Raw genomic sequence first — 11,395 nt, forward strand, 5'->3', positions numbered from 1 at the left:
TTATATACATAATCGTTAGAATTTTTTTCAATTTAATTTCACATGCTTTCAAAATTCTTCAACCTATCTTCCATGAATAATATCCGTTTTTCGTTTGATATGACCATCCATCGATGGACGATGGTTTATTTGTAAGCAATTCTCCTTCTACTTCTACCCTTTGCAAAACCTCTTGAAGTTCTTCTGTTTTAAAACGAATGTAAAAATCCACAAATTTCGTTTGGTTGATTTCAATGTTTTTCTTTGTTTGAAAATGGCCGATTGGGAAGCTGACTTGATGGTTCTCATCGATTGTTTGATAGATGATTTCAGCTCCATTCACTCGATCATATCCTGCGAAATCAATTTGCACATGATCCGCATGACTCATTTCATCTTTTAACTCGAGTTGAAGGTGAAGAACATGATGCTCAGAGCTTAGATCACGCAAGACCCATTTCATGCTGTCAACGATCCCTCTCAGTTCATCTTTATGCTCACGATTTTCGAGCATATGATGAATCGCCGTATTCCAAACAGTTTCTTCGTCAGAAGGAACAAGATAAAAATAGGCTTGTTCTCCCAATAGATTTTCGACATCTTCTTTATGTTTAGTATCCCCAAAAAAGACAGCATCCACTTGCTGTTTTCTTATTTGTTTAAATAATTCTCCATATTGAGAATTGAATTGATGCAGATCTTCCTTATAATGCGCGTGATGCACAAATGCAGCGTAATAGGTTGTTTCAGGCTGATCGATTTTAAACAGGTGGCGGTCTTGATCACGGTCCTCTGTGATCATCAGTTTCAAACGGTCATTTTGTGATTGAATGCTGGATAGCCATAATTGTTTAATATCCGTCTTCTTTGTAAATGTTTGAATTCCTGTTTTTTTATACCAATTAATATGCCGAACTGGATTCTTTTTTGCATCACCAGGATAAATGATCTCCATATAGATGCTGCCGTCGTCATTGATTAATTCCTCTAAGTATAGAGCACCTGAATGTGGAACAAAGCTTTGTACTCTGCACAAAATGCCCTGCCAATTGTATTCTTCCCTCTTCACTAATTGCTGCTCTTCATTATATTGATCAATATAACAAATGGGAGAAGAAGGCAATTCATATCTCGTCACTTGAATCGTGGATGCACCTTCTGGAAAAGTAGCTTCATTGATCTGATGTGATGATTCACCGGCAATAAATTCTGAGTAACGTCTTTTACTTCCGCTTTCCGGTAAGATATAGTGTTCAAATACATTCAAGATGTCCACTTGGTTAGGAAATGTCTCCTCCAAGCTGTGAATACGTTCTTTCACATTTGCATCGTAATTTAAAGTTAAAACTGCAGTACGTTTATGCTGATCAGCCAAAGGCTTAATTCTTGCCTTTAAAGATTTCGTTAAGCTCTCATCCTGTTTTGGCACATCACCCATAATAAAGTAATAATCCATATCAGGCACGTCCATTGATGCCATTGTTTCATGTTGTTCAGATTGATCCAATGTGTCTTCAACTTTTTTCTTCATCCAATTTTGAAACAAAGGAAGCTCTCCTTAAAAATAATGATGACTTGCTCATTGTATTTTACATGAAAAAGTACTTCTCACCAAAAGATAAGAAGTACTTTTTTTCGATCTATTAAAGTCCCGCAATTTCTTCCTTAATTTGTGTTGTCGAGATGCCTTCTGTTCTCTTCAAGTATACGACTTCGCAATGTTCTTTTAAGAAATCGAATTTACCTTCCCAGTCATCTCCCATGACAAACACATCGATATCGTGCTCTTGCACGTCACGGACTTTTTGATCCCAGCTGTTTTCTGGAATGACTTCGTCTACATAACGAATGGTTTCAAGAATCAGCTTTCTATGCTCGTAGCTGTGATAAGCTTTTTTAGATTTTTGTAAGTTAAACTCGTCTGTAGAGATGGCCACCACTAAGTAATCTCCGAGCTGCTTTGCACGTTCTAGCAGCTTAATGTGCCCCCAGTGTAATAAATCAAATGTACCGTAAGTAATAACTTTCTTCATTGCAAACATAAACTCCTTTCTTCAATCCTTATTCGACTGCATTCGTGCAGTAATTTATCCGTAATTCTGTGATATTCGATTCGCTCTTCGGAACCTCATTATATCACAGCGCCCACCAAACGTTAAGCGGATGTAAAGACAAACTATTTCCAATTTATTGGGCGCAGGAGGAAAAGTCCGAGGAATCAATGTTTCACAAAGGATCGTCGAGATGAAATGATGAAAATGTCATGAAATTTAAAGGTTTGTAAAGTTATTGTTAATATTTCATGGAGCATCTGTGATAAAATGATGAGTAGGCGAAGAATGAATTTACAATGAACGTTCATAGATAACAAGATAAAAAGGAGGTCTAAACAATGCAAACAGAAGTGGTCTCTAACCTTTCTTATGTAAACGGCGACTTAGATGAATTTATCAGCTATATGAACCAGCATCATATTTCTCAGAGAAGAGGCGCCATGATTGCGACTGTCAATCCAGAGATAGGCTATGCCGTCATGAAGGATCATGCGTACCATCAAGTCGTCTCATCTGCGGATTATGTACTGCCGGATGGCGTAGGCGTCGTATTGATGTCCCGCATGACCCAAAGTCCGCTTAAGTCAAGAATTGCCGGCTTTGATGTCTTCATGTCTATGCTTGACCTAGCAAACAAGCAGTCTAAAAGAATCTTTTTATATGGTGCGAAAAAAGAAGTGCTTGAGGCTGTGAAACAGCGAATTGATACGGAATATCCAAATGTGGTCCTCGCCGGAAGCTGTGACGGCTATCAAGCCGATAAACGTTTCGTAGCGAAGCAAATCGCGCGCTCGAAACCTGATATGGTGTTCGTTGCATTAGGTTATCCAAATCAAGAGAACTTTATTTACGAATACCGCCATTTATTCCCGCAGGCTGTTTGCATCGGTTTAGGCGGAAGCTTTGATGTATTTAGCGGAACGGTGAAGCGTGCACCACGCTGGATGATTAAAACAAATACAGAATGGCTGTACAGATTGATTGTGAATCCATGGAGATGGAAACGAATGCTCAATATTCCTAAGTACGCTTTTGCCGTATTGAAAGAAAACAAAGGAAAAAAACGTTACTATCCTGAGCAGGTAAAGGATCAGACGAAGCAGCTGTGAGAGACTGATAAATGATGAATATACGCTCAATGATGATTTCATGTTACGCAGCTTTTATTTCTTTCATTGGATGGCTGATGAGCGGCGTGAAACCTCGTGAAAACCAGGTGACGCTGCTTGTTTCATTCCAAGAGAATGCGGCTGCTCTCATTCATACTTATCAACAACAGGCGAACATGACAATGAAGCTCACTATCCTCTATACGAAGCATGCTTCTGCGATAGAAAAGGACGGGCCTCATCTGTCATTTCGCTATTTTCATGAAAAAAATCCTCTCCATCTCATTCAATGTATGTATACGATGTTTAAAAGCAAGGTTGTCGTGACGGATAATTACTTTCTCATGACGAGTGTACTCAGAAAACGGCCTTCTACCACCTGTATTCAAGTTTGGCATGCCAATGGGGCTTTGAAAAAGTTCGGGCTTGAAGATGCTTCAAATTCTGGCCGGAGTCCACGTGACATCGAACGCTTCAAACGTGTTTATGCGTCTTTCGATTACATCGTGACAGGCTCAGATCACATGCGTGAGATTTTCAAGACCTCGTTTGGGGTCAAAGATGAACGCTTTTTACCAACTGGTGTACCACTGACGGATGTGTACTATGAACAGCACCAGCCTTCCTTGAAGCTGAATGATGTTCCAAAAGGGAAAAAGATCCTGCTCTATGCACCGACCTATCGAGACTTTGCAATGGACGGTCTTGTGCTGCCTTTTTCAAAAGAGCAGCTGCAAACTGAGCTGAATGGCGATTACATTCTGCTCATCAAGCTTCATCCTGCGGTCAAACATTTAGCGAAAGCAGAAACAGACGGTGAATGGATATTTGATGTGTCCGATCAGCCGCTCTATCCATTGCTTTGTGCTTGTGATGTCCTGGTGACAGATTATTCGTCCATTGTGTTTGAGTATGCACTGCTCGAAAAGCCTGTCTTGTTCTTCACTTATGACTTAGACACTTATCGGGAGAAACGCGGCTTAGTCGACCGGTATGAAGACATCATTCCTGGTAAGGCTTGCGTCACTCAAGACATGCTCTTGCAGGAGCTTTTGCACCTAAACGCATTAAACAATAAAGAACGAATCAAAACCTTTGCTGAGGAATGGAACCAATATTCAAAGGGACAATCAAGTCAGCAGCTCCTCTCATTTATTGAACAGCAGCTGCTCCTACACAAAAAACGTCCGGCTTCTCATTAGGAAGCACGGACGTTTTTTTATTTGTTATACACCGGGATATCGTAATACAGCGTATAGTCATCAAGCAGGTTATACAAACTATACATGCGAGTGACTTGCTTAGAAGCCCAGCCAATATCTGTTGCATATTGATGAGTCGCTGCAGCCGACCAGCGCATTTTATAAATTGTATCTTGCTTGTATGTGGCATTATTGATATAGCTGTTGCCAATGAATTTTGCTCCGCCAATAATGGCAGCCTCTGGCGTGAACCATTGCTGTTCATACGCATACTTTGCACCAAGATAATTCGGATTGCTGTCATATGCGCCAATGCCATACATGTTATAAACTTTCTTTCCATTATACATTGTACCATTCGCTAAAATGGAACTTCCGTTACCCGTTTCAAGCAACGCATGAGAAATAAGATAAATTTCGTTGATATGATACGTTTTTGCTGCTGTAATAAAGGCCTGTCCTTTACCCGCAAGAATCCCTTTTCCTGCTAAAATCTTTGAATTGACCTCTGCTGGATTGAGATTCGCAGCTTCAGAGAGTTTCAGAAATTGAAAATAAGATTGCGTGCCTTCTGCAATATTAGCTGGATCTACATATTTTTGCACCTCTGCTGCACTTGCATTTCTCCAGCCGAGGTTGATCCTGATCCAGTTCCCTTCTTTCCCAAGCTGTTTTACTTTTGCTCCTTTATTGAGCTGTGCCACAATGTTGCTTGCAGAGCTCGAATCAGGTGTAGAACGGACATTTAAGCCATCCGTATTCACTGTCGATGTTGCTTGGTCTACATATGCTGCATAGACATAGGCCGCACCATCTGTCTGTGGCGACACCTTCATTTGTTTGTTGACCATCTCATTGACAGTAAGGTTGTAGTTCGTTTGCATAACCATTGGGCCATTTTTAATTTTTACGGCTGTGGCGGTCCAGCCATATTGGCTTTTCACAAAAGCAATGGCTTCATTTACAGTTGTTAATCCTGTAAATTGCTGCGTAATGTTGATTTTGTAAGCTGGTTTCGTTGTGGTTGTATACGCAGCGGTTTCATTCCGTTTTTTGAAAAATGCCAAGCCTTGGTCACGCAGTGCAGCGGTTGAGATGGCACCTGTTTTGATCTGATATTGAGCATAATCGGCTGCGCCTGTTTTTTGAGCAGCGGCCTTCATTTTTTGTTTCGTCAAATAGCTGAGTGCTTGATTCAGTTTTGTCTGATTCACTGTCGGCTCTGTCGTGATACGGTATTGCTTGACCGCTTCTGTCAGCATTTTTGTACTGCTGGCAACGCCATTTTTTTTGATAATCTCTTGAGCCTGTTTCACTTTACTTTGTTCAAATACAGGTGTTGTTTTGAGACTATACGTTTTGCTGACAGCCTGTCCCTTACTTGTGGTTATGCTGCTTGTCAGCTTCTGCGTTTTTAAGTAGGCGGCCCCTTTATTCACTTTCGCTTGGTCCACTGCTTGATTGACGACGAGTCGATACGTGCTGTCTGATACCTTGCCAGTTTTTTTCGTTGTCGCAGATACTTTTTTCTTTTGGAAGAAAGCCGCTGCTTTTTTGACTTGGTCATCTCCTAAAAGGTTTCCCGTCACGACTTGATATGGCTGTGTAGAAGAAATCTTTTTGGACGTGTAGCGCCATTTCTTTTTCTTGAAAAAGGCTACCGTTTTGGCGTAAGCTGTATCGTTCAATTGATTGAGCTTCACGATATAATTTTTTGTTTTTCCCACGCGCTGCACAGTACCTGCAGCACCGGTTTGTTTCTTAATCTGAGCTGCAGCTGAAGCTGCTTGTTTGTTGTCTTTAAAATAGCCTGATTCCAAGCTGTAGACATTTTTTAAAGCACCTGTCTTTTGAATCTTCCCGCTGATCTTTGCTTCCTTTTGCAGTTGAGTAAGAAGCGTCTGTGCTTTCGACTGGTTCGCTTGTGCAGCGGATGTGACGATGTAATACGGCTTACCTGCTGTCACCGTTTGAAGCACTGCTGTTAAGCCGGATGCCTTTTGAAAGCCTTGCAGAATGGTATTCGCCTTACTTTGTCCAACAATACCGCTTGAAATCAGCTGATACACAGTGCCAGCTTTCGTTTCGGTTTGGTATGTACTGGTGACGCCTGCCTGCTTTTGCAGCTCGGTTTGAATATTTTTCACTTTCGTTTCAGAATCAATGGCTCCTGATATGACCTGATAAGAAGGTTTGCTTTGATTGATGACTTCATAGGAGCTATTGAGCCCTGATGTTTTCGTTAGTTCGAGTGAAAGCTTTTTCGCCTGACTTTCATCATTAACTGGATCAGATACGACCTTTTGTAAAGGAAGGCGGTCACCTACTGGAGACACCGTACCGCTCATGCCTACTTCTTTTTTTAATGCAGCTGCACTTGCATTCGCTGCTGCTTGCGAATCATATCCTGAAGCAGTGAGCTGATAGGTCGACGTATTTCCTGAGGTTTGATAAGTGGCTGTCCACTTTTTGTCTTTCTTCAGTGTTTCCACTGCTTTTTTCACTTCTGCTTCTGTTGTAAATACTTTTGAGGTGTTCATCGTATAAATGGATTGATCGACATAGGAGGCTGCTTGCGCTTCTTTACCCGTGTGTAATGTCATACCAAAGGCAGCTGCGAGTAACATAATCTTGATGGTTTTTTTCACGTTCCCTGTCCCTCTCTTAACTTTGCATAATAGTCTACTAATCTCTTTATCGACAAAAACAAGTACTCTTTCAAGTCATTTATGCAATAGAAAAATAGAGGACCCCCTCGAAGTCCTCTTTTCCTTATATATGCGACACAATCAGTTCACAAGATCCTTCAATTGAGAAGCTTCCTGTTTCAGCCGGCAGAATAAAATGAGCGCCCTTTGGCAGTGGATATGTGTGTCCGTCATGCTCTAAAGACCCTTCTCCATGAATCACACTGCATAGCAAAAACGGATAATCCTGCGAAAGCTCTACTTTTTGATCAATTTCCCATTTATACACAGAGAAATATTCTGCTTCGACAAATGTACGAATGGTCACTCCCCGGCGTGTTTCAACTGATTCATCTGCATACCCGTCTACATGAGGAACCGTTGTGACATCAATCGCTTGCGCAAAATGAAGTTCACGTTCATTGCCATCCTGATCTTTTCGTTCATAATCATATACGCGATAAGTTGTATCTGAGCTTTGCTGCGTTTCAAGGACAAGCGTTCCTTCGCAAAGCGCATGAATGGTACCGCTTGGCACATAATAAAAATCACCAGGCTTAATCTTCACCCGCCGCAAAAGACCTTCCCAATCTCCACTATTCATCATGGTGACAAGCTCAGTTCTTGTTCTTGCATTGTGCCCATAGATCATTTCTGCTCCTTCTTTGCAGTCAATGATATACCAGCACTCTGTTTTTCCAAGCTCGCCATTTTCATGTCTTTCCGCATAATCATCATCTGGATGTACTTGCACGGACAAGTCTTGGTTTGCATCTAAAATTTTGGTTAACAGCGGGAAGCGGTCGCCTTCTATCCCCCCGAACAATTCTCTATGATTGTCCCAGAGTTCGATCAGCGTTTTCCCTTTATATGGACCGTCTTGCACGACACTTGGCCCGTTTGGATGAGCAGAAATTGCCCAGCATTCTCCCGTTTGATCAGAAGGAATATCATAGCCAAATTGATCCCTTAAGGCTGTACCTCCCCATATTCTCTCCTTCAATTCAGGCAGTAAAAAAATTGGTGACTGCTTCATTCAGGATGACTCCTCCCTTTGCTACCCTTTGATAATCCTTACCTAGCTTGATGAAAACTAGTAAGTCTCAACTTTTATTATGACGCTATCTAAAGAGAAGTCAATCCTTTCAGTACACCGAATGAAAACGATAACACAAAAAATATTTTACCCTTTGACAGAGCCTGCGAGAAGCCCTTTGACAAAGTATTTTCCAAGAAGTATATAGACGAGCAGGGTCGGCAGCGCAGCCAATATCGCCCCTGCCATTTGGACGTTCCATTGCACAATTTGACTGCCTGATAGATTTTGCAAGGCAACCATCACCGGCTGATGCTCCGCAGTGGTCATCGTGACTGCAAATAAGAATTCATTCCACACATTTGTGAACTGCCAAATGGCCACCACAACAAATCCTGTGATCGAAAGCGGCAGAATCATATGTCTGAAAATCCCGATAAACCCTGCGCCATCCATTTTCGCCGATTCAATCATTTCATCTGGGATGCTCACATAGAAATTTCGGAACATGAGTGTTGTGATCGGAAGCCCATATACGACATGGACAAGCACAAGCCCTGGAATTGAATTATACAATCCGACTTCACGCAAAAATTGAATGAGCGGGATCAGAATACTTTGATATGGAATAAACATCCCAAACAGCATCAGCGTAAAGACGACTTCTGATCCTTTGAAACGCCATTTTGATAATACATAGCCATTCATTGCACCTAATACAGCTGACAATAAAGTAGCAGGAATGACAAGATAAAGAGAATTCATTAAATTGGGCGCCAGCTTTTCAAACGCGATTTGATAGCTTGAAAAATCAAAAGTAGATGGCAGCGACCACATTCGCTCAAGGGTGACTTCACCTAATGGCTTCAAGCTTGTGACGAGCATGACATAAACAGGCATCAGAAAAAAGAGACTGCACAAAATCAATAAAGCATAAAGAACTGGACGGACAAACCATCTGGCTGTCATGATGAAGCCCCCTTCCGGCTCGACAGGAGATATGGCACGATAAAGACCGCAACAGAGATCAGCATGACAACCGCAATGGCGGCACCGCCTGCATAATGGTTTCCTCTAAAGGTCATTTCAAACATATACACGCCCGGAACATCCGTGACAAAGTTCGCACCCGGCCCTGTCATCGAGTAAATCAAATCGAAGATCTTTAAAGAAATGTGAGCCATGATGATGACAACACTTGCAGTAATCGGTTTTAAAAGAGGGAAAATGATTTTCCAGTAAATCTGCCACTCCGTTGCACCATCCATTCTAGCAGCCTCTCTTACTTCCTCTGGAATTCCTCGCAGACCCGCCAAATACATCGCCAGAGAGAAGCCTGTCATTTGCCAAACAGCTGCAATCACAACAGCAATCATGGCCGCAGGTACACCAAACTCAATTTTCCCCCAGACAAATCCGGCCAATATATTCGTATCCGTATACCACTTAGGCTGGATACCAAGCGTTTTCAAAAATAAATTTACCCCAGTTGACGGGTTTAAAATCCATTGCCATACGACTCCTGTGACAACGAAGGAAAGGGCCATCGGAAAGAAGAATAAATTCCGAAAAAGAGATTCCCCCTTGATCTTCTGATCTAGTAAAATCGCAAGTGCAAGACCAGAGATAATGACAGCCCCAATAAAAAATAAAGTGAAAAAGACCGTGTTTCGAAGATCTGATTGAAAGCGGAAATCTTGAAACAGCATGACATAATTGCGAAGACCTGCGAAAGAGAAATCAGGAACAAGCGTGGTCCAGTTTGATAATGACACATATCCTGTCCAGCCGATAAAACCGTAAACAAAGATGAATAATAATACTGCTGACGGGGCTAAAAAGAGCAGCGCCAGCAGCTGGTCTCCATTCCGTTTTTTCCGCATACGTTTAACTTTGGGCACAGGTGTTTTTGCCATCGGCGATGTGTCTATGCGCATGAAGCTACACTCCTTTTTAAAAAAGAGGCGGTGCCTAGCCGCCGCCTCCTTCGTCTTTATTTCATTGCATCTTTTAATGATGAAACAAACTGACTGCTGTCTTTTTGTGTCACGAAGATATTGACGGCTTGATTCGCTTTTGTCACAAACCCTTCTTCAGCAGCTGAGCCATGAGCAAGAGACGGCGCCAGTTTTGACTCTTTAAATGCCTTCATCGCCGATTTTCCGTATTCATCATATTTTGATACATCTGCATCCACACGTGCTGGAATCGATCCTTTTAGCGGATTAAACGCATCCTGTCCTTCAACAGATCCTAAAACAGATAAGAATTTCTTCACGTTTTCTGGCTGTTTCACACCCTTTGGCAGTCCAAATGTATCGGTGATCACCATAAAGCTTCCTTCCGTTCCAGGAGTCGCCGCGTATCCAAAGTCTTGATTCACCTTCAAATCAAGATCATTCACAAAGTACCCCTTCGCCCAGTCGCCCATGACATTCATTGCCGCTTCTCCTTTTGCCACGAGCTGTGAGGCATCCTGCCAGTTACGTGAACTGTGATCGTCATTGACGTATTCGAGCATACGTCCAAAGATGTCTGCCGCTTCCTTCACTTTCGGGTCATCCATTTTCATCTCGCCAGCCCAAAGTTTTTGATAACCATCTGCCCCTAATACACCCAGCAAAACACTTTCAAACAAATGAGTCGCTGCCCAAGGCTCCTTATCTCCAAGTGCAAGTGGTGTGATTCCTTTTTTCTTTAATGCATCTGCTGTTTTGAAAAATTCATCAAATGTCGTTGGCGGCTCTAAGCCTGCATCATCAAATACTTTCTTGTTATACCAAAGCACATTGCCCCTGTGAATGTTCACTGGCACGGAATAGATTTTCCCATCTTTGCTGACAAGATCAATCAGTGATTTTGGAAATTTGTCTTTCCAGCCTTCTTTTTCATATAAATCATCCAGAGGCTCCATTTTGCCTGCCGCGACCCAGCTCTCATTCAGCTCCGCCCCGCCATGCACTTGAAACGTAGCAGGCGGATCATTTCCCTGCATCCGGCTAGTCAGGACAGCCTTTGCATTTGTACCAGCACCACCTGCGACGGCTGCATTTTCAATTGGAATGTCTTTATTCTCCTCTTCAAACAATTGAATGAGTGCCTTCAGCCCGTCTTCCTCACCCGCTCCTGTCCACCAAGAGAAAATTTCGAGCTTCTCCGCTCCGCCTTCTTTTTTTGCCTCTGAGTTCGTCGATGAGCTGCAGGCAGTGACGATAAGCATACAGAGTGCCAGCAGTGTAAAGCCTAATTTGAACTTCATAATTGATCCCCCTATCCCTATTTTGTAAGCGTTATCAAAATAAGTATAATGGCAGATCCTTGCTTATTT

Annotated in this window: 9 protein-coding genes; 2 read left to right on the plus strand and 7 right to left on the minus strand. The window is 42.2% G+C overall.

Translation table 11 applies throughout. The features are described 5' to 3' along the window. Positions 1-58: 58 nt before the first annotated feature. A complete protein-coding gene (locus NSQ25_RS16460; protein ID WP_326135863.1) occupies positions 59-1,525 on the minus strand; it encodes an alpha-glucosyltransferase N-terminal domain-containing protein in 1,467 nt (488 codons plus the stop codon). A gap of 97 nt (positions 1,526-1,622) precedes the next feature. Beyond that, positions 1,623-2,012, minus strand: coding sequence for a glycerol-3-phosphate cytidylyltransferase (gene tagD / locus NSQ25_RS16465; RefSeq protein WP_008343212.1), 390 nt, complete (start codon positions 2,010-2,012; stop codon positions 1,623-1,625). A 359-nt stretch (positions 2,013-2,371) separates the two neighbouring features. On the opposite strand from tagD, the gene NSQ25_RS16470 reads away from it, so the two are divergent. Continuing rightward, on the plus strand, positions 2,372-3,142 hold the full coding sequence (locus tag NSQ25_RS16470) for a WecB/TagA/CpsF family glycosyltransferase (protein ID WP_176967165.1): 771 nt from the start codon (positions 2,372-2,374) through the stop codon (positions 3,140-3,142). 11 nt (positions 3,143-3,153) lie between these two features. Beyond that, positions 3,154-4,344: a CDP-glycerol glycerophosphotransferase family protein gene (locus tag NSQ25_RS16475; RefSeq protein ID WP_081124910.1), complete on the plus strand. Its 1,191-nt coding sequence runs from the start codon at positions 3,154-3,156 to the stop codon at positions 4,342-4,344. A 17-nt stretch (positions 4,345-4,361) separates the two neighbouring features. Here the strand turns inward: NSQ25_RS16475 and NSQ25_RS16480 are convergent, their stop codons facing one another. The 5 genes from NSQ25_RS16480 to NSQ25_RS16500 all read right to left on the minus strand — a co-directional run bounded on the left by NSQ25_RS16480 (position 4,362) and on the right by NSQ25_RS16500 (position 11,326). Beyond that, complete coding sequence (locus NSQ25_RS16480; RefSeq protein WP_326135864.1) at positions 4,362-6,992, minus strand: N-acetylglucosaminidase; 2,631 nt, start codon at positions 6,990-6,992, stop codon at positions 4,362-4,364. Positions 6,993-7,116: 124 nt separating this feature from the next. Continuing rightward, positions 7,117-8,067: a mannose-6-phosphate isomerase, class I gene (manA, locus tag NSQ25_RS16485; protein ID WP_024426280.1), complete on the minus strand. Its 951-nt coding sequence runs from the start codon at positions 8,065-8,067 to the stop codon at positions 7,117-7,119. Between the two features lie 147 nt (positions 8,068-8,214). After that, a complete protein-coding gene (locus NSQ25_RS16490; RefSeq protein ID WP_065214843.1) occupies positions 8,215-9,036 on the minus strand; it encodes a carbohydrate ABC transporter permease in 822 nt (273 codons plus the stop codon). Then, positions 9,033-10,004 carry a sugar ABC transporter permease gene (locus NSQ25_RS16495; protein WP_326135865.1) on the minus strand — a complete coding sequence of 324 codons (972 nt, stop codon included), beginning with the start codon at positions 10,002-10,004 and terminating at the stop codon, positions 9,033-9,035. Before NSQ25_RS16495 ends, NSQ25_RS16490 begins: the two co-directional genes overlap by 4 nt. Positions 10,005-10,060: 56 nt before the next feature. After that, on the minus strand, positions 10,061-11,326 hold the full coding sequence (locus NSQ25_RS16500) for an ABC transporter substrate-binding protein (RefSeq protein WP_326135866.1): 1,266 nt from the start codon (positions 11,324-11,326) through the stop codon (positions 10,061-10,063). Between the last annotated feature and the right edge of the window lie 69 nt (positions 11,327-11,395).

The sequence above is a fragment of the Bacillus sp. FSL R5-0512 genome, from assembly GCF_038593295.1.
GTDB classification, from domain to species: domain Bacteria; phylum Bacillota; class Bacilli; order Bacillales; family Bacillaceae; genus Bacillus; species Bacillus safensis.